Genomic DNA, 17,764 nt, shown 5'->3' on the forward strand with positions numbered 1-17,764 from the left:
TTCTCTTAGATATGGGTTCAAGTCCGTTTGGTAAAAGCATCATCTTGATTGCCTCTTTATCATTCCATTGATTTTAGAATACGTGACGAGTTACGACATTACGTTCGTAAAAACGACCAGTTTTTATAGATTTTCACCATCTATTAACAATGACTGGTCGCTTTTTACATTAAGTACGATCTGCATATAAACGCTTTGAACGCTCTTCCCTTGGCGTAATTTCAAAGAACGATTTATAGGCAGAAGAAAAATGGGGTCCACTAGAGAAACCACAGCTCAACCCAATCTGTACCACTGATAAATTGGTGGTTTGTAACAGCTCTCGCGCTTTTCTTAATCTCATTTGCTGGTAGTAACGAGCGGGCATGGTATCGAGATAGCGTCTGAAAAGACGCTCTAATTGACGTCTTGATACGTGAACAAGATCTGCGATCATATCCGCAGATAAAGGTTCTTCGAGATTGCTCTCCATCAGTGAGATGGCTTTTCCCAACCTTGGCGGTAGTTCACCGTGTATGATCGTATCATTTTCCTGTTCGTTTTGTTGTTTGTCTCTCTCAATATACAACTCATCCGCGATGGTGCGTGCTGCCACGTCACTTTCATGTTTGGCTAAATAAGCCAAGAGAAAGTCTAAACAGTCCGAATACCCTGCGCAGCTGGCCAATTTTTCGCAATGGCGAAAGCGTTCATATTGAACATTCAACTGCGGATATTTGGCTTTCACTTCATCTTCCCAGCACCAGTGAATTGCCCATGAATCATCACATCCAATGCCACTTTCCAATAACCAGAACCAACCAGCTTGTAGACTAATGACGAACGAATGGTCTTGTTGATAGTAGTTTTGTAGCGCTTGAATAGTGGATGATGGTAGCGAAGCTTGAGGTAACTGCTCGGCAGCGATGATAAGAGCATCGTAATCGTTGATGTCTTTAAGTGCTGCCTGTGTTTTTAATGAAAGCGATGGTAATGAGAGCGTTGGTAATGAAATAGATGGAGCTGAGTAGTTAACAGGGATGCTGATCCCTGCTTTTTCACCTACATAAATAAGTTGAAATTTTTCTTCGCCCAGCATTTGATTCACTCGAGCAAAAGGCTCAGTGATCGCTCCTAGCGTTAGCAAAGAACAATGATTAGGGATGTAAATCCCGATTCTGTGCTGTGAAGAAATGTTAGGCATACTTATGTCAGAGCATCCAGCTAAAGGCAACTACCCAATCTTTCCTTAGAAGAAGTAGCTTACATTCGAAATTTAGGTCAATAAGTGCTGATAATGGCAATGAATAAATTACAAGTTTACGAATAAATAATCACAAAGATGTTTTTATTATGAAAATATATTCAACAACCCTGAGTGATTTAATTAAACTACACTATTGACCTTTTTGTTTGTTGAGTAATTTTACCGCAAAAGTGTATTGAAGGCATAATCTAAAACCAACAAATGAAACAGAATGTCGACAATGAAGTAATAATTATCTCATTTAAGATTTTGAAAAATAAGTATTATATTTTTATTCTGTTTCACGTTTATTTAATTTTAGTATTAGGTAAGTCACGATTGGCTGTGGTGTGGATAAAAAGATACTCATAGTGAATTTATATTTAAATTTAATAAGCCTACAATATTGTAGGCTTATTCAGCTTTGAGACGATGTTAGTCTATTTGAATTAGAACAGCTAAGCCGATTTCTTTCGGATTATTGCTGCCCACTTGATAAGTTGTGGTAAAAATACCCATACTGGCCGTTTCATTAAAGTATCCAGTTAACGTACTGGTACTTGTTTCATCTCCATCTGTGCCAGTGGATGTTAGGATTGCTGCACCATTACTTGTTATGACCGCTGTAAAAGAGCTCGTAACCTCGTCGTCCACTTCTACCGTCACATCTTCTGAACCAAGTTTCGCCAAATATAAGTTGTTCTCTGCTGAAGTTACGGTCCCTGTGCTTTCTGTGACAAACGTAGCCTTACCGTTGAACGTATTGGTTAACAAATGGACTTCTCTTCCATCCAACTTGCTACCAAATGTCATTATGCGGTAAGTCTTGCCTTGAACTAATGGGGTCGAAGTCGGCAGTTTGACTGCAAGCGTTGTCCCTATTTCGACATCAATACCTGATTCTAAATCAGTATCAAATTGTGAAACGGCAAGGAAGTTGTAATCGGCGTTTACAAAACCGTTCATATTGCCATCTTCGTAGTTGTCACCGCCAAGTTGTGAGATGTTTCCATCAGTATCTACTGTTATGCTAATCCCTGAAGCTGCATCATCGTTTCCTGACTCATAATTGTTAGTGCCAGATGAATCTCGGGTAATTTCTTGCCAAGTGGTTTGATCATGACTGAAGGTTGACGAGCCATCAAATGATAAAATGTTATTTGCGGTAAGGTAGCTGACGTTCGCATTTTCATCACCAAACGCTTCAATATAGACTCGGCCAAAATCTCCTGTTAAATCGGACTGAGACATACTCGTTGGAACTTGTGCCATAACACGTAGTCCACGATAGACCTGATGAGCGATTAAATCATCGTCATTAATTGCTGAACCCTCTAATCCATAGAAAGCCGATGCGTCTTTATATAGGTTAATAGCAATGTTACTGTCATTGACTTTCTGGAATCTTTGTATTTGAGGGTATACTCGTTCACCTTCGTTATCATCAGTACTGATGATTTCTTCGAAATCGGATGTGAAGAGTAAGACGTTTCCTTCGAGATATGTTCCTGTGTCTGTGCTAGATGTGGGGTAGGTATTTGTTTTTGTGTCAGACATAGAAGTACTGCCACCATCGACACCATTTAAAACACGGCGATAGGCGGCTATGCCAGAGTTGTATGTTGCTGTAATGCTTCCATTGCTATCTCCATCAATGCTGACGCTTCTGCGTCTTGCTTTAAAGCCTATGCCATTATCGGCGATTCCAGTATCTAAAGTATTGTTGTCAACTAACTTGCTTTCATACCCTAGGATACGGTAATTACCATCAAGCTCATTGGCATCTAGGTCAGATGATGATGATGTTTCAATACTACTTTCAACGAATTCTCCAACCTCTTCAGCAAGAGCACTTAAGGTGGTGGCTAAATCGGTACTGCTGCTCAGATCATATTCATCGAGTTTTCCATATAGCTCGACAACAGAGCTAAGGGTTAGCGCAGAAAGATCGACATCTAAGGAAATGTACTTTTGCAGTACGTATTCAGATATAGGGTTAATATTAACTTCGCTATCAACAGCTTGTGCTCTTAGTTCGAGATTATTGCTTCCAGAGATCCTAAGTACCAGAGAGCCGTTGAGTTGATAAGTGTCGGGAACGGTGATTTTGTAGTTACCTGTTGTCGAAGTATAGGTAGAGGCAATCACGTCACCAACTTGGTTTCCTTCATCATCAATTTCAATTAACTCAACTAACGCATTTTCTACGACATCCAACCCTGTCATTGACGCATAAACAGGACTTATAATACTGTTGAGTAATTGGTCAAATGCGGTGTAATGTCTTAGTAAGGCAACACTTCCGCTCGGCGCCGTTGCAGTACCAGACACTGTCACCTGTCCTGTAGATGAGTCCGAACTGGAGCTCGATCCATTACAGCCAGCTATCGCAAGACTACCAAGAGCCATTGATAAAACGAGATTTTTCAACTTCATAGGTTCCATCCTTCTTATCTTTTTATCTTTAATTCTGAGTAACATAGCAGAAGGTTTGGAGTATTTTCGTGAACGAAATAGATTGATGTAATCATCAATGTTTACTGATATTTTTGTAATTACATCCATTTGTAAACTAAATGATATTGGCATATGCAATTTGTTCTAGATTTGGTTTTTTATTTTCCACAAAAGATTATCGGATTTGTGATTGACTCATGAGAAATTTCCGAAGGTGAGCTAAAAACAAAAACGCCCACGTGTAGGTGAGCGTTGAGGAGAATAAGGGAGAGTTTTATCCCCACACTGCTGGATTAGGGTCAACCTGACTTTGATGATAATTAAGTGCAGGTGAACGGTCTTTCGATAACAGTAGAGGGCCGTCAATGTCTACCCAGCGCGCTTGTTGAGCCAAAAGTAGGGCTGGAGCCATCGCCAATGACGTGCCGATCATACAGCCGACCATGATTTCAAACCCCATCTCTTGTGCTTCTTCAAGCAGAGCTAAGGCTTCTGTCATTCCACCAGTTTTATCCAACTTAATATTGACGGCCTGATAGCGACCTTTCAACTTCGCGAGTGACGAACGATCGATACAAGATTCATCAGCGGTAATCGGTAACTCTGGCGTTATTGTTTCCAACAGATGTTCTTCCTGATCGTTCAATGGTTGTTCCACCATCTCTACGCCCAGTTTAGCAAGCTCTGGTAAGTAGGCTTTTAGCTGTTCAAAGCTCCACCCTGTGTTTGCATCAATCACCAAACGCACATTTGGAGCAGCTTCACGAACAGCTTTAACACGTTCTAAGTCACCTTCTCGACCCAGCTTGAGTTTGAGAATTGGACGATCTTTTTGCAGCGCTGCCGCTCTCGCCATTTTTTCAGGTGTATCGAGAGACAGAGTAAACACCGTTGTGACTTGTTTTGGTGCTTGTGCAAAACCTGCCATTTGCCACGCTGTTTGCTTGTTCAGTTTGGCTTCTAGCTCAAACAGTGCGCAGTCAATTGCGTTTCTCGCAGCTCCTGCAGGCATAATTTCACGCAGCGTATCTCGGCTTATGCCAGATTCCACTTCGGTTTGGAATGCCTCAACCATAGCGAGAACGTCTGGATATTCGGGTTCGAATACATCCATACGTTCACATTCACCACGGCCGATACAATCAGACTGTTCGACTTCTACAACGACAACTTCGCCGTGCAGCATCGGAGCCATGCGAGAGATGACGAAAGGTTCGTGCAGTGGCCACTGTTCAACCCTAATCGACATCTTACGCATAACAAACCTCTTCAAGCTGATCGACAATTGAAGCCACACCAGTACGAACTGGATCGACAACAGGCACGCCGAACTGTTTCTCTACACGAGCAATTTCTGCCAGTGCTTCTTCTTGGCTTAGATTAACTGTGTTAAGCGCAATGCCGCCTAAGCGAATATTCGGGTTAGTTACGCGCCCCATAGTAAGGTTGATGTCGATGATGGTTTGTAGATCTGGAACAGTAAAACCAGGCATTTCATCCATTTGAACACGACCAGCTTCGTGACAAACGATGATGACATCAGCCTGTGCGCCGTGAAGCAGACCTAAGGTTACGCCAGCATAAGCAGGGTGAAGTAGAGAGCCTTGACCCTCGATGATATCCCAGTGCTCTGGCGCGTTATCTGGCGTTAGAGTTTCAACCATACCGGAGATGAAGTCCGACACGACCGCATCAACCGGTACGCCGTTTCCTTCAATCAGAATGCCTGTTTGACCTGTTGCACGAAACGTTGCAGGGATGCCACGTTTTTGCATTTCACGATGAATAGCAAGGGTAGTAAACATTTTGCCTACACAGCAGTCAGTACCCACGCTGAGTAGTCGTTTACCAGTGCGAGGTAGGCCGGTGCCACATACCATTTGGCCTTGTGGAACACGCACATCCAGCAATTGTTGACCCGTACGTTCAGCGGCTTCTACCAAACGTGGGATGTCATTAAGACGCATATGCAGACCGCTTGCGATATCCAAACCCGCTTCCATGGCATCGATTAAAAGATCAATCCACTCAGAAGGCAGCGTACCGCCTACAGGCGCTAAGCCAAGAATAAAGGTTTTCGCACCACATGCAGCGGCTTCGCGAGGATTCATCTCAGGCAGACCTAGGTCGGCTTTTGCGCCAGCAAGACGATATTGAGCAAGACACTTTTCTGGACGCCAGTGGGCAACACCTTTTGCTACTTTAGCCATAAGGAGATCATTTGCGTCACCAAGAAATACTAAATAAGGTGTTTTCAATTCAATTGTATTCATCGTTTAAGTCCTTGTTCAGGTAAAGCGAATCCCCAAGAGCGTCAGCCCCTGTAGATAATTGTTAGTTGATTTAAAAATTAAGTTGTTGCCGTTTTGGAGCGATTGTTTATTTGAACCGACGGTTTATTTGGTGAGCGCTGAACTTGGTGTCGGTAGAGATAACGTTCAGCAAAACGCCAAGCGATAACAAAGCTGGTGGTTATCACCAAATACATCGCAGCGGCGTAAAAATACGTTGTGATATCGAAAGATTGTGAGAACGCTCGACGAGTTTGTCCCATCAAATCCATCACGGTAATAACACTGGCGACCGCGCCACCTTTGAGCATTAAAATGCATTCGTTACCCAGAGCAGGGAACGAAATTCGGTAGGCGAGGGGTAAAACAATATGTCGATACAGCAGGCTATTTTTCATGCCCATTGATTTTGCAGCTTCAATTTCACCAGCATCAACGGATTGAATTGCACCACGCATAATTTCAGTTTGATACGCCAGTGAGTTGAGCGTGAAAGTGAGCAAAGCGCAGTTCATCGGGTCTCTAAAAAATTGCCACAATCCCATTTCCATCAAAAACGGACGGAATTGACCAGAACCGTAGTAAACCAAAAACAGCTGAGCAATCAGTGGAGTACCACGAAAGAAAGAAATGAAAACCTGCACAGGTGTCCGGTACAGTCTTGATTTCTGAATGCGAAATATCGAAGCGGGTAATGCCAATAGTGCTGCAATAACAACAGATATTACGGTGATCTTGATGGTCAGCCATGCGCCGCTTAGGAGCATAGGTGCTATTTTTTCAATGAACTCTAGCATTGTCCCTCCTTTAACGGCTTACGCGGATGCCACGTTTAGAATGTGCTTCCATGTTTGATAGCAAGCGTTCGCAGCATGCGCACACTGCCCAATAAACCAAACAGATTGTCAGATAGAACAGAAACGGCTTTTTCGTTGCTCCAACGGCGATGTTGGCGGCGCGCATTAGATCGTTCAGCGCAATAACGGAAACCAGTGCGGTATCTTTTAGCAAGTTAATCCAGAGGTTGCCCAATCCTGGTAGAGCAAAGCGTAATAGCTGAGGTCGTTCGATATGCCAGAAAATCAGCCAAGGGCTCATCGAAAGAGAATAGCCAGCTTCACGTTGACCTTTATCGATCGCTTTCCAAGCTCCACGCAGTACTTCAGCTGCATAGCTGCTAAACACCAAACCTAAAGCAATCACACCAGCACCGAAAGGATTTAACTCAAAAAAGCCATTGTTTGGGTCAAGCCATTTCAGTGTTTTGTTTATCAATAACCCAACACCGTGGTAAATGATGAACAGCGTGAGCAGCTCAGGTAGACCTCGTAATACCGTGGTATACGTGGTAGCAAACCAACGGCTAGCAGGGCGATGACTTACTGATAGCGCGGCGACACCAGTGCCAATCACCATACCGACAGGTAGAGCACACAGGGCAAGTCCTAATGTGATGGCTAAGCCTTTTAGTAATTCATCACCCCAACCTTGGTCACCAAAACTGAGGTACATCAGATAGTCCATTACATGCGTCTCTTTGAGTTATCTTTTCGCTCTGACTGGGTGGCACAACGCCACCCTTTATACTGCTATTTCAACGCCTTTTAGTTAGTGCTTATTGAAGCGTTAACAGGTTGATGGAGAAGTACTCATCGTTAATTTTCTTATAAGTACCGTCAGCAATGATGTTGGCTAGAGCTTGGTTTAAACGCTTTAGAAGCTCTTCATCTTCTTTACGCAGTGCCATGCCCACACCGTCACCAACATAAGCGCGGTCAGTAATTAAAGTGCCTGCTTTTTGACAGCAAGAGCCGTCGTCAGAGTTAATCCAATCTGTCATCGGCATAATGTCACCCGCTTGTGCATCAATACGACCACTTGCTAAGTCGAGGTTGACCGCATCTTGAGTCGGATATAAACGGATTTCAGAATCTGGGTATTGTGCAAGAAGGTATTCTGCTTGCGTGGTTGAGCTTTGTGCGCCGATGATCATGCCTTTCAGTGCGGAAGGGGAAACATCTTTGATGCCTGAATTTTTATCAACAACGAAAGTCATTGCTGATGCTTGATAAGGTGCGCTGAACGAAACCTGTTTTTTGCGCTCATCAGTGATGAACATCGAAGCCAGAATCACATCGTATTTGCCAGCCAATAGCGCTGGAATAATGCCATCCCAGTCTTGAGCAACGAATTCACAATCAATTTTCATATTGGCACACAGAGCTTTACCAATCTCAATATCAAAGCCTGCTAACTGACCGTCAGGCGTGTAGTAGTTGAATGGAGGGTATGCGCCTTCAGTACCTATTTTTAGTGTTTCTGCTGATGCGCCAGTAGATGCGAGAAGTGCGATACCTGAAGCAAGCAGAGTGCTGAGTAGTTTTGCTTTTGCCATTGTGATGTCCTTTTCGTAATGGTTGCAGATTTAAATTGCTGTTTATTGAGTATGTGCAAAGTTAGTTAATATCCATAATGATGAATAAATATGATATACATAGCCTGTCGCTATGGATAAATCACTCAATGGGATGACGAAATGCTGAACGCTAAAGATCGATTACTTCGCAATCTGGATTGGAATCTGCTCTATACCTTTTTAACGATTGTGAATGAAGGGGGGATTAGCGCCGCTGCACGTCGATTATCCTTGAGCCAACCGAGTGTGAGTAATGCTCTCAAGCGATTAGAAGATCATCTTGATAAGCGATTAATACTGCGAAAGAAAGGTGTATTCACCCTTACGTTGCATGGTATGCGAGTGTACGAATACGCATCATCGGTCGGTCGCATTGTCGGAACAATGGCGGATCAGTTCGTTGACCAGACCGATAACATTCAAGGAGAGCTAACGATTGAGATTGCCAGCCATCTTCAATGCCCGGCGTTTGATACTACGCTCGCTCAGTACCATAATTTGTTCCCCAACGTGATTTTCAATATCAATACGTTTCCAAGTGCCGATATCGTCAGCCATGTGACCGAAGGTGTTTTACATATCGGATTAAGCAACAAGAAAATCGCTAAAACAGGTGTGAGATGCGATTTTATCGGCTATGAACAGATGGGCTTTTATTGTGGTCGAGCACACCCTTGTTTTGGTCGCAAAGATTTGACGCTAGAAGATATACGTGGCTTGCCATACATCTCATTTGAAAGCGACCAACCCGGAGAAGGCTTAGATGCTATCGCGCAGTTCCGAGATCAAAAACAGTTCTGGGGTAAGTTGGTGGCGGTATCTTCAAACCTTGAAGAGGTGCGTCGTTTAATCATGACCGGAATCGGCTTTGGAGCGTTAACCGTGGAAAGTGCCAAGCCGTTTGTTGCACAAGAGCTTTTGTGGGCGTTGCCGCCGTACGAGTCATTACCTGTGACGGATATGTATTTGGTGACACCAGACACAGTGAGTTTGAATGAAATTGAATCCAAATTCATTCGGATGCTAAAACAGAACACACAGGCACTTGTAAGGGGAAATCTTAGCTAAGCACTGACCAAGCATGAAGCACTTAGTTAGAAGAGGCTTGGCTAAGTTCTTTATACACTTCCACGCGATTTCGCCCTAAATGTTTGGCGCTGTACAGCGCTTTATCTGCCCGCTCAAGAATTTTATCAACATCGGTATCGAGCTGGTTGATCATAGTAATGCCCATGCTTGCGGTACAATGAATAATGTCATGCTCTAATACCACTGGGCATTCTTCTATTCGTTTACGTATACGGTTAGTAAAGTGGATTGAGAGTTCGGTTGAAGTACCTGTTAAAATTAACCCAAATTCCTCTCCACCTAAACGGCCGACAGAATCGACTTTGCGGATTTCATCGCTCAAGATATTCGCAACGGCGACCAATACCTTGTCACCAGCGCCATGACCGTAAGTGTCATTAATCACTTTGAAGTGGTCTAGGTCGAGAAATATTACAGTGACGTTGTCACACTGGCTTCGGTGGTATCTCTCTAATTCGGCAGCGAGCTTCTCCATGAATACACGGCGAGTTGGTAGTTGCGTGAGCGTATCTGTCGTTGCCAGTTTGTGCAGTTCTTTTTCTAGGCGTATACGGTCAGTAATATCTCGTGATGATGCATAGAAAAAGTTGCCATCACTTGTCTTTATCCATTTGGCATTAATTTCTACATCAATGATTGCACCGTTCTTTCTGCGATGCTGGGTCTCCAGTTTTTTCGATTCAGTACCGAACGTTGCCATTGTTGCTAGGATATCTTCAGGCTTAATAATCGCTTCCCAATCTCGAACATTGAGTTTTGCCGTTTCTTCATCGCTATATCCGAGCATTTCTGCGAAAGAGTGGCTGAAAGCAACGACATTGCCATGTTTATCGAGGATGTGAATTCCGTCACTCGCCATATCCATATATATTTTGTTTTTCAAATGTAAGTTATTGATCCGTAGGTTGAGGTCCATCAACTTTTCAATGTAATTTCCACGGTTGGTGTAATCGGTAAAGAATTTATTTAACACTCTTGCAAAAATGAAACCAAATATCACAGTTATAAGCAGGGTTATACTTGAGTTGTATAAGAAGCTTTTTCGAGACAGTGTTTCCTGAAGGTTACTATAAGTACTATTGAGTGAAAGAACTAAATAGAGTTTTTGGGGCGCTGGGAGATTGAGCTTCCTGGAAAAATAATTGGGCGTTTCGTAAGTATCATTATTAATGAGTTTGTTAAATTCGGGTATATCTGCGTAGATATTATCGCCCCCACTGTAGCGACTCCAATTTCTTTTTTGATCATAGTGAATCAGGATTTCTCCATCACTGTCCACTAATATTGAGTGATACAATGGAGCATTAGCAAAGGTGTCAAACAGCGGTTTGAGAAAGTAGTTAACAATTAAAATTCCATAGAAGTCATTTTTATAGGAGAGTGGCATGATGGCTCGCAATGTTGGCTTGTAGGGAATTTCAACGCGACCATTTTCCTCATTCAAATCGAGATTCGAAAACCAAACTTGATCCGCTTTTTTCTCAATAGAATCGTAGTAAAAATAGCGATGGGCTTTATTTTGTAGCTTACCTTCTTCAACTATTTTTGCTGAATCTCCCAGAGTATCTCTGTCGATTCTGATAACTTCCATTCCCTTATTATCGATATAACGGATTTTCATTATATCGTGCTGGCTTTCTGCAATTGTGAGTGCCAATTGTTCAAAGCTCTTTTTGGAACTGGTTGGATTATTAAGGAACTGATTAAAAGATTCACTTGCTCGTATTGAATGGATAGTGTTTTGAGAGTCATCAAAAAAGCGGGCGAGAAAATCTTCTCTTTCTTTGGTCTTCTGTTTTGCGTTAGTTAATGCAATAGTCTCCGTTTGACCAAATAGAATCACCTCTCTGGTTAAGAATTCGGTGACAACTATCAGCACCCCAAAAGATATAAGGATAAAAATGATTTTTGGAAGGCTGTTATGTAAGCGCATCTAAAATTTCCGTTCTTTTTCTTATTCTATAAAGATAGACAGTTATCAAGATGTTGCTTGTATGAAGTACGGTTAATTTGAACTCGCGTTATTTAATCTTCGTCGAATAACTCATACTTATGCAAAAAATAGGTTAGCCAAGGTGTATAAATATGCCGTAGATTCCACTTTCATTTAGTAGCGCTACTGCATTACACAAAGCCTGTAGTTAACTAATAGTTAACCTAACACACATCTCATCTTTTTATTAGCGATGTCTAAATCGGCTGAAGTAGACGTACAAGCATCAAAGTTTCACTGGAGAGGGTAATGAAGTTAAAGCCTCAGTTTATGATAGTTACTGCTCTGGTGTTTATTGTCACTGCGGGGGCGGTATCTTGGTCCGTAAGAACACTGGCTGAAGGTATCATTGAACAATGGGCTCCGCGATTTATTACCAAACAGGCTCTCTACGATAAAAGCCGTACGCTTCAACCTATTCTTCGTGAACTTGCGCTTTCTCGTCAACTCGCCACTTCCAACGTTATTAAGCAGTGGGCACATCATCCTCATAATGAAGTACTGAAAGATGTTGCGCTCGATGAACTTGAGAGTTATCGCCAGAATTTCCAAAATAAGAGCTACTTTGTTGCGTTATTAAGCAATGGTCACTATTACCATAACAATGCCCAAGATGAATTTAAAGGCAAAGAGTTTCGTTATGTTTTGGACCCTAGTAAGCAAGAAGATAGTTGGTTTTACAGTATAATTGATCAGAACAGGAATATTCATATCAACGTCAATCCAGATGTTGAGTTAGGGTTAACTAAGCTTTGGATTGATGTACTTATTAAAGATGGAGACAAGACCCTTGGTATGGTCGGTACCGGTCTAGATTTGACGACTTTTTTAAAAACCGTTGTTGAAGAGGATGAACCAGGTATACACAGTTTGTTTGTGGATCACTCGGGAGCGATTCAACTTCATCGTGATAAAGCAATGATCGACTTCGGATCCGTGACAAAAGCAGAGGGTTCTCATAAGTCTATCGATTTGATTTTCGAAAAACGAAGCGAGTTAGAAGCCATTTATCAATTGATGCGAGAACTTGAAGCTGGAGAAAAACAAGTTGCAACGACATTCGTAGATATACGAGGCAGTCGACAACTGGTTGGTTTAGTTTATTTACCTGAAATTGATTGGTACGAAATCACTCTGATCGATTTGAATCTTTTTCTTCCAGTTTCACATTTCACCAAGATTGTCGTCGTGTTCATCGTCACTTTATTGATTGCGTTGATGATGATGAATTTAGTGTTAAACCGCCTGGTATTAAACCCAATCAGTGAATTAGATAAGGCTTTAGTTTTATTTGAAAAGGGAAAGAATCCTAGTTCTGAAATCACTACCCGAAGACGGGGAGAGTTGGGAAGAGTGATTAATCATTTTATTCAAATGGCTGAAACCGTATTGCAGTCAAAGCGCGAATTGGAACGTAAAGTTTTAGAAAGGACTGCGGAGTTAGAGCGGCTTACTCAAATAGATCCTTTAACCGAGCTTTATAACCGACGTGGTATGACTGAACGCATAGAAAGTAGTATCAATCTTGCTGATCGTAAAGGCATTCAACTCGGTTTGTTGTGGATTGATATTGACTGGTTCAAAGAGATTAATGATACCTATGGTCATGCCGCTGGTGATGAATCATTGAGAGCAATGGCAAAGATCATAAAAGAAACCATTCGTTCTTATGACATGGCAGCACGTTGGGGGGGAGATGAATTTCTTGTTCTATTAGTGAACGTCGACGAGCGCGATCTGGTCCAGATGGCACATCGCTTATGTGCTCAAATATCCAAACATAAGTTTTCTGAGTGCTTCTCAATTACTGTGAGTGTAGGCGGAGCTATGTATGTTCGAGGGCAATATATAGACACCTTATTGCAAAATGCTGACACTGCACTCTATAAAGCGAAAGAAAATGGAAGAAATGGATATTTTATATCAATAAAATAAAATCACTTAATGGCGAGAGTGATGAAGCTTAAATCGTTCCATTATTTAACTGTTCAGCTTCATTCTTAGTTTAAAATCAAGCCAATTAAGGCCACACTCGTTTCTTTCCAGCGCCATTGGCTTTAATCATATCCATGGTTTTTTTCGATTGTTCTTCAATCGACTTCAAACTTTTCGTCACGGAATTTTGAAATTCTGCTTTTAATGGGTCGATCTGTTCTGCTGGAGCAGGGGAAGGCGATTTCATTTGGTGTACAAGCTGTACGAGTAGTTTGTTTTGCCCTTCGAGAACTTTAACCTGAGCGGTGAGATCTTTCAGCAATCCACTTTGTTCACGGATCTTAGATTCGATGCTGTTAAAAGCCTGAAGAATCTGCCCAATATTTTGTTCTGCCATCAAGATATCCATATTCGATGTACTAATATAGCTAAAGTATAGGCAAAGCTTTTGGATTTATGAGCTAATTATCTGCGTATGTTAACAACTTTATTATTAACTTAATGAAGGTGAAGTTAAACTCTCTACCAACGAAAGATCAGTCGTTAAAGTGAACTATTAGTTACCCATACGCACCTAAGAAACTTATATATCTCTATATTCTACGTTAGTAATGCTCGGTTTTACTTTTCTGTAGGAGGTAATCTTCAAGTTCTTTTATTGTATCTGGGCGATTGATGTATTTGCCGATAAAGTAGGGCGGTATAAAGAAAAATAAAAGGTAGAAGGAGTCATGTATAAAGAGTCCTGCAATAATATCCTCATGATTAATATAGGCAAATAGCGCCAATATATCTAACAATATATATAGTCCAGCGAGCACTGCAGACATGATAAGTAATAGTCCTAAAACGTTCCTTAAGAATACTTTAGACGTTGTCATTTTTAATCCCTCAAAAATTTGAACAGATCAAACGTACTCCTATTTGCTATGACACTTTATTGATATAAATCAAGTTTGTATTTTTGTTCATGGAAATTAAGTTTTCCTATCTGGTTGTTAAACTTAAATAGCTAGATGTGTTGAACGAAACTCTCAGCAGCTACTCTAAGCTAACTAGCTATTTCTATGAAGCGTCATCGCCTTTCTTTTTCCACTGTTTTTAGTGATACTCATGCACATTATTGTTTAGTTGGAAAACCTCATGCCTCAAGCAAATTCTGTGGTAGTTCTCGACTTTGAAACTACAGGTCTTTCTCCTAACCTTGGTGATCGAGCAATTGAAATAGGTGCGGTTAAATTAGTTGATGGGGAAATTGTTGATAGTTTTCAGCAGCTAATGAATCCAGGCTTCAGAGTCAGTTCATTCATTGAAAACTATACTGGTATCACTAATAACATGTTACGTATGGCTCCGAGCTGTGACGAGGTAATGGCATCATTTAGTGACTTCATTTCTGATGAGAACTTGATAGCTCATAACGCTTCGTTTGATAAGCGATTTCTAGACGCAGAGCTTGAGAGAATCAACCGCAGCTATTCAGGAGAGTTCGCTTGTTCTTTGCTGGTGGCAAGAAGGCTGATTCAAGATGCGCCTTCACACAAACTTGGTGAGCTTGTACGCTACAAAAACATCGAAAACAACGGAGTTTTTCACCGGGCGTTAGCCGATGCACAAATGACCGCCAGACTTTGGCTACAAATGATCGCCGATATAGAGCACTTTGGAATCATCAAACCAAGTTTTGAGCTTATGCAGACCATAAGTAAGACGGCTAAAGGGCAAGTGAATCAGTTACTCGCGAAAAGTCGCGGTTAAACTTGAATGAAATGGCTTTGTGCAAAAGTGAGCCATTTACTAAATAAACAATTTAATGAATGATTTTAGGTATTGCCGGTTGCGATAGGCACAAAGCAATATCAATCAACTTGGATTGTACTCTACTAATAACCGCAGAAATGAAAAAGGCGCTAGCAGACTCGACTCTGCTAACGCCTTACATACAAGATCATCATTTTATATTTGATGAATGTGTTTAACTTAATGATTACGCTTAGTTTGACTATTCATCAATGTCGCAATCAGTACAACTTTGTAATGCGATTTCGTGTTCAAAGACGACTGTATCGTTACTTTCTGCTAGTAGATCTGCTATTTCATCTGCTACTTCTTGTTCATCTTCCGCCTCAACTTGATTCGCCAGCTCTTCTTCTGAGTAACCGTAGAAATTCAGCAACAAGTAATCACGGGCTTCATCCTTCGTACAGGTTACGTTCACCATAAGATCCGGTTCAACGTCGCCTTGTGCGATTATTGCAGCCACTTGAGTTAAAACATCATCTTTCATTGCAGCGGTTAACCAACCAAGATCTGTACTTACTTTGGTTTTTTTACAGTTAAAACAAGGGAGTTGATGGAAGTAGTATTGAAAATCAGCCATAGGTCATTTCTTCTTAGAGTGTTGTATAGCGAGATTATGCGCGATTTCTAGCAAAATACTATCTTAGAAGAGGTTGAAACGTGATTTGCGTTAATCATTCTAGGCAAGACACAGAAGAAGGAAAAGTGAATACTCAGTTAATATTATAAATATGGATGATAGGCTCCCCACTTCTTAACTCTTCAATGCTTAAATCAAGGTAAAGTTGAAGAGGTGTTTAGTCATGTATTACAATGAAAACATAAAAATTATCAATAATTATTCGGATTAATATCGCTTTGTTATGTACGTTAAATTGAAATATCTGTTGGTTTTTGAATGAACCTATGCATCATGCAATAAAAAATCCTAGAGGAACTTGTGGTTAACAAAAATATTCATAGCTTTGTAGCAGATAGACTATCTGAAGTGGTGCTAACTAAACATCATCGACAACAAACAATGATTTCTGCTTTAACCGTGTTTGGTATCGTCTTTTTAGGAATATTTTCTGCTTTTTGTTTTTATAAAGGTGAAACGCTTCTATCCATAACTTTAGCCTTATACACTGGTTTTAGTTGTTTAACGATTTGGCTACTGCCACGCTGGAAAGAGTTGGGTTTGATTTGCCTAACGATAATAATATATTCGTTAAGCCTATTCTTAGTGTTAACTGGTGGCTACGAAGGCACCGGAGCTTTGTGGGTATATCCTCTTGCTGCTATTGGTATTTTCATTAATCAGTTTAAACAAGGCTTGGTTCTTTCATTCTTATTCATTACAAGCATTGCAGTTGTATTGGCGTTAAATGTACCAGTTTATCAATACTCTACCATTACCAGTATCCGCTTTTTAATTACCATGATAGCGTTAAGTGGAATGTGCCACATTTTGATTTACTTCCAGATGCAAATGGATGAATACATAATGAAAATGCATGATGAGGGAATAAGTGAGCTTGCTTATATTGATTCTCTTACTACGTTGGCCAACCGCTCTAGTTTTAACTCCATTCTCTACCACTCGATGCAATTATCCCATCAACCTATGAAAGCACTAATCTATATTGATTTGGATAACTTTAAGTCTATCAACGATAACCATGGTCATACCTATGGTGACCTTGTTCTTTCAGAGTTTGGAATAAGTCTAAAACAATTAGTTGCTCAGGCATTTAAAGACACAATAGGACCTTATGACGTTGCTCGTGTTGGTGGGGATGAATTTGCTCTGCTTATTAAAGAATACAGTGATGAGTGCCAAGTGTTAAATGTTGCAGAGAAAGTGATAGAGCTATTTTCTGAAGTTAAACTCCCTTCGCTGCATGGGCTAAATGCGAACGTTAGCGCTAGTATTGGGGTCGTTTTTGTTGATACTCAAAAACTGAATTTAAATGACTGCCTTCACTTAGCAGATAAAGCTATGTATCAGGCAAAAATCGCAGGTAAGGGGAGATATAAAGTTATCACTCCTCAAGAGATTAGCGGCTAACATATCAATTCCAACGTTATTTTTAGTGGTATTTACTCAAGATGAATCACACGCGTTTCCCGTCCTATAAGCTATGTTAAATCAAAACTTAGAAAGTCGAAAGTGCCATTAAAAATAACAACTGTGCAAGAATTTGCCTAACTAAAAGGTGTCTATCATTTCAGTGGTTATGCAGTTCTTCTAATTAATTTTTCGCGATGGCACATTCTAATTGGCGTTCGCAGTATAGGCTTTAGACTTACGAATATTCCAATAAATTACATCTTTTTCAATGGTTTAATAACGCTATCTAATCCTTCAATTTTTAAAGCAAGGCAGAGCTGAAGGAGTGCTCCTAACTCACCGTTAGGCCAGCCGGATTTTTCAAACCACAGCAGGTACTCTTCAGGTAAATCAATCAGAACGCGGCCAGCGTATTTCCCAAAAGGCATTTGTATGCGAGCAAGTTTTATGAGGTTTTCTTTTTCTAACATGAGTGGATTGCCAATCTATTATTGTCATTTCAGAG

The 17,764-nt window shown here is 41.0% G+C and carries 15 protein-coding genes; 4 read left to right on the forward strand and 11 right to left on the reverse strand.

The window, feature by feature from the left end; all coding sequences use genetic code 11:
• Positions 1-169 precede the first annotated feature (169 nt).
• The 7 genes from G5S32_RS18295 to G5S32_RS18325 form a co-directional block, all read right to left on the reverse strand.
• On the reverse strand, positions 170-1,183 hold the full coding sequence (locus G5S32_RS18295) for a GlxA family transcriptional regulator (protein ID WP_165313597.1): 1,014 nt from the start codon (positions 1,181-1,183) through the stop codon (positions 170-172).
• Between the two features lie 477 nt (positions 1,184-1,660).
• Positions 1,661-3,661, reverse strand: a complete 2,001-nt coding sequence (locus tag G5S32_RS18300) for a hypothetical protein (protein WP_165313598.1) — start codon at positions 3,659-3,661, stop codon at positions 1,661-1,663.
• 295 nt (positions 3,662-3,956) lie between these two features.
• Positions 3,957-4,940: an N-acetyl-D-Glu racemase DgcA gene (dgcA, locus tag G5S32_RS18305; RefSeq protein WP_165313599.1), complete on the reverse strand. Its 984-nt coding sequence runs from the start codon at positions 4,938-4,940 to the stop codon at positions 3,957-3,959.
• Positions 4,933-5,955, reverse strand: coding sequence for an N-acetyltransferase DgcN (gene dgcN, locus G5S32_RS18310; RefSeq protein ID WP_165313600.1), 1,023 nt, complete (start codon positions 5,953-5,955; stop codon positions 4,933-4,935). The genes dgcA and dgcN overlap by 8 nt, the downstream gene beginning before the upstream one ends.
• 77 nt (positions 5,956-6,032) lie before the next feature.
• Positions 6,033-6,770 carry an ABC transporter permease gene (locus tag G5S32_RS18315; RefSeq protein WP_165313601.1) on the reverse strand — a complete coding sequence of 246 codons (738 nt, stop codon included), beginning with the start codon at positions 6,768-6,770 and terminating at the stop codon, positions 6,033-6,035.
• Between the two features lie 10 nt (positions 6,771-6,780).
• Positions 6,781-7,497 carry an ABC transporter permease gene (locus G5S32_RS18320; RefSeq protein WP_165313602.1) on the reverse strand — a complete coding sequence of 239 codons (717 nt, stop codon included), beginning with the start codon at positions 7,495-7,497 and terminating at the stop codon, positions 6,781-6,783.
• A gap of 91 nt (positions 7,498-7,588) precedes the next feature.
• Positions 7,589-8,368 (reverse strand): transporter substrate-binding domain-containing protein, encoded by a 780-nt coding sequence (locus G5S32_RS18325; RefSeq protein ID WP_165313603.1) that lies wholly within the window; start codon positions 8,366-8,368, stop codon positions 7,589-7,591.
• Positions 8,369-8,509: 141 nt separating this feature from the next.
• Here G5S32_RS18325 and G5S32_RS18330 point away from each other — a divergent pair, with 141 nt between their 5' ends.
• Positions 8,510-9,457 (forward strand): LysR family transcriptional regulator, encoded by a 948-nt coding sequence (locus tag G5S32_RS18330; protein ID WP_165313604.1) that lies wholly within the window; start codon positions 8,510-8,512, stop codon positions 9,455-9,457.
• Between the two features lie 22 nt (positions 9,458-9,479).
• Here the strand turns inward: G5S32_RS18330 and G5S32_RS18335 are convergent, their stop codons facing one another.
• A complete protein-coding gene (locus tag G5S32_RS18335) occupies positions 9,480-11,411 on the reverse strand; it encodes a diguanylate cyclase (RefSeq protein ID WP_165313605.1) in 1,932 nt (643 codons plus the stop codon).
• 309 nt (positions 11,412-11,720) lie between these two features.
• Between G5S32_RS18335 and G5S32_RS18340 the strand changes: the two genes are divergently transcribed.
• Positions 11,721-13,406 carry a GGDEF domain-containing protein gene (locus G5S32_RS18340; RefSeq protein ID WP_165313606.1) on the forward strand — a complete coding sequence of 562 codons (1,686 nt, stop codon included), beginning with the start codon at positions 11,721-11,723 and terminating at the stop codon, positions 13,404-13,406.
• An 85-nt stretch (positions 13,407-13,491) separates the two neighbouring features.
• Here the strand turns inward: G5S32_RS18340 and G5S32_RS18345 are convergent, their stop codons facing one another.
• Complete coding sequence (locus G5S32_RS18345) at positions 13,492-13,803, reverse strand: hypothetical protein (RefSeq protein ID WP_165313607.1); 312 nt, start codon at positions 13,801-13,803, stop codon at positions 13,492-13,494.
• A 746-nt stretch (positions 13,804-14,549) separates the two neighbouring features.
• Between G5S32_RS18345 and G5S32_RS18355 the strand changes: the two genes are divergently transcribed.
• A complete protein-coding gene (locus G5S32_RS18355) occupies positions 14,550-15,164 on the forward strand; it encodes a 3'-5' exonuclease (protein ID WP_165313609.1) in 615 nt (204 codons plus the stop codon).
• 244 nt (positions 15,165-15,408) lie between these two features.
• Here the strand turns inward: G5S32_RS18355 and G5S32_RS18360 are convergent, their stop codons facing one another.
• Entirely contained in the window at positions 15,409-15,786 is a 378-nt protein-coding gene (locus tag G5S32_RS18360; RefSeq protein ID WP_165313610.1) for a hypothetical protein, read from the reverse strand.
• A gap of 360 nt (positions 15,787-16,146) precedes the next feature.
• Between G5S32_RS18360 and G5S32_RS18365 the strand changes: the two genes are divergently transcribed.
• Entirely contained in the window at positions 16,147-17,256 is a 1,110-nt protein-coding gene (locus G5S32_RS18365; RefSeq protein WP_246201114.1) for a GGDEF domain-containing protein, read from the forward strand.
• Positions 17,257-17,513: 257 nt separating this feature from the next.
• Here the strand turns inward: G5S32_RS18365 and G5S32_RS18370 are convergent, their stop codons facing one another.
• Positions 17,514-17,729: a DUF3820 family protein gene (locus G5S32_RS18370; protein WP_165313611.1), complete on the reverse strand. Its 216-nt coding sequence runs from the start codon at positions 17,727-17,729 to the stop codon at positions 17,514-17,516.
• Positions 17,730-17,764: the final 35 nt, after the last annotated feature.

The sequence above is a fragment of the Vibrio ziniensis genome (genome assembly GCF_011064285.1).
Taxonomy (GTDB): Bacteria; Pseudomonadota; Gammaproteobacteria; order Enterobacterales; family Vibrionaceae; genus Vibrio; species Vibrio ziniensis.

What these genes read in the sequence shown, in the direction of transcription:
- dgcA (WP_165313599.1), bottom strand. Translation starts at nt 4,940, where the DNA reads ATGCGTAAGATGTCGATTAGGGTTGAACAGTGGCCACTGCACGAACCT.
- G5S32_RS18300 (WP_165313598.1), bottom strand. Translation starts at nt 3,661, where the DNA reads ATGAAGTTGAAAAATCTCGTTTTATCAATGGCTCTTGGTAGTCTTGCG.
- G5S32_RS18360 (WP_165313610.1), bottom strand. Translation starts at nt 15,786, where the DNA reads ATGGCTGATTTTCAATACTACTTCCATCAACTCCCTTGTTTTAACTGT.
- G5S32_RS18325 (WP_165313603.1), bottom strand. Translation starts at nt 8,368, where the DNA reads ATGGCAAAAGCAAAACTACTCAGCACTCTGCTTGCTTCAGGTATCGCA.
- G5S32_RS18345 (WP_165313607.1), bottom strand. Translation starts at nt 13,803, where the DNA reads ATGGCAGAACAAAATATTGGGCAGATTCTTCAGGCTTTTAACAGCATC.
- G5S32_RS18315 (WP_165313601.1), bottom strand. Translation starts at nt 6,770, where the DNA reads ATGCTAGAGTTCATTGAAAAAATAGCACCTATGCTCCTAAGCGGCGCA.
- G5S32_RS18330 (WP_165313604.1), top strand. Translation starts at nt 8,510, where the DNA reads ATGCTGAACGCTAAAGATCGATTACTTCGCAATCTGGATTGGAATCTG.
- G5S32_RS18355 (WP_165313609.1), top strand. Translation starts at nt 14,550, where the DNA reads ATGCCTCAAGCAAATTCTGTGGTAGTTCTCGACTTTGAAACTACAGGT.
- G5S32_RS18320 (WP_165313602.1), bottom strand. Translation starts at nt 7,497, where the DNA reads ATGGACTATCTGATGTACCTCAGTTTTGGTGACCAAGGTTGGGGTGAT.
- G5S32_RS18340 (WP_165313606.1), top strand. Translation starts at nt 11,721, where the DNA reads ATGAAGTTAAAGCCTCAGTTTATGATAGTTACTGCTCTGGTGTTTATT.
- dgcN (WP_165313600.1), bottom strand. Translation starts at nt 5,955, where the DNA reads ATGAATACAATTGAATTGAAAACACCTTATTTAGTATTTCTTGGTGAC.
- G5S32_RS18295 (WP_165313597.1), bottom strand. Translation starts at nt 1,183, where the DNA reads ATGCCTAACATTTCTTCACAGCACAGAATCGGGATTTACATCCCTAAT.
- G5S32_RS18370 (WP_165313611.1), bottom strand. Translation starts at nt 17,729, where the DNA reads ATGTTAGAAAAAGAAAACCTCATAAAACTTGCTCGCATACAAATGCCT.
- G5S32_RS18335 (WP_165313605.1), bottom strand. Translation starts at nt 11,411, where the DNA reads ATGCGCTTACATAACAGCCTTCCAAAAATCATTTTTATCCTTATATCT.